We start from the raw sequence: 1184 nt of genomic DNA, 5'->3' as shown, positions 1-1184 counted from the left end.
TATCGAACGGAGAGAGACCATGCCCTTTCAAGCGAAAAAAGCCTCCTTGCAGCTTTCAGCCATCGATCGTGAAAAACTTCAACGGCTCAGTCAGGCACGTTCCGAGGCGTACCGTCGCGTTGAACGAGCCCGTATGCTTCTGCATTATGCCGATGGCCTGAGCATTCCGAAAATTGCAGAGGCGCTGGGAACGACGGTCCCCAAAGTCAATCGGTGTGTCGATAAAGCGTTAGCGCAAGGTTGGGAAGAGGCTCTGCGGGAAGAACAACGCTCCGGTCGACCTCCCGTGGTGACCCCTGAAGCCAAGGCATGGGTCGTTTCGCTAGCCTGTCAGAAACCGAAGGAACTTGGCTATTCCTACGAAGTGTGGACCCAGCGGCTTCTGGCCCAGCATGTGCGCGAACACGCCGTTGTCGAAGGCCATGAATGCCTTCGTCAGATGTCTCCCAGCAGCGTCCATCGGTTGCTAAGCGCACAGGATTTGCAGCCGCATAAGGTACAGTATTACTTGGAACGCCGTGATCCCGATTTTGATGCCAAGCGCGTCGAAGTGTTGTGTGTGTATCAACAAGTGGAACTGATCCTGGAAAACGATGAGCTCAAGCCGTTGTGCGACGTCTATTTGTCTTACGATGAGAAACCCGGCATTCAGGCGATTGGCAACACGGCGGAAGACTTGCCACCGGTGCCTGGCAAGCACTCCACCCTCGGACGGGACCCGGAATACAAACGACACGGAACCCTCAGTTTGCTAGCCGGGATTGATTTGGTGACTGGCGAAGTGATTGGCTCTGTGGAGGAACGTCACCGAAGCCGGGAATTCGTCTCCTTTTTACAGAAGCTAGACGCACACTACCCCAAAGGGCTTCGCATTCAAATCATTCTGGACAACCATCCGGCCCACATTTCCAAGGAAACAAACGCTTATTTGGAGACGGTTCCGGATCGTTTTGAGTTGATCTTCACGCCCAAACACGGTTCCTGGCTGAATCTGATTGAGAGTTTTTTTGCCAAGATGACGAAACAAGTCCTGCGACACATTCGGGTCAAATCGAAAGACGAATTAAAGCAGCGCATCGAACTTTACCTTCAGGAACTCAACGCCAACCCTGTCCCTTTCCGGTGGAAACACGGGTTGGAACGCTAAGCAGAACGTGAACGTTATTTCAGAAGCGTTCTACTAG

Annotated in this window: 1 protein-coding gene; it reads left to right on the top strand. The window is 52.9% G+C overall.

Annotated features, from left to right (window positions below):
* Nucleotides 1–1147: IS630 family transposase (locus PKO02S_RS32050; RefSeq protein ID WP_307720054.1), on the top strand; the 1147-nt coding region annotated here is incomplete at its 5' end.
* Nucleotides 1148–1184: the final 37 nt, after the last annotated feature.

The organism is Paenibacillus koleovorans NBRC 103111, assembly GCF_004000845.1.
Taxonomy (GTDB): domain Bacteria; phylum Bacillota; class Bacilli; order Paenibacillales; family NBRC-103111; genus Paenibacillus_AA; species Paenibacillus_AA koleovorans.
This window is presented reverse-complemented; position numbering and strand designations above follow the sequence as displayed.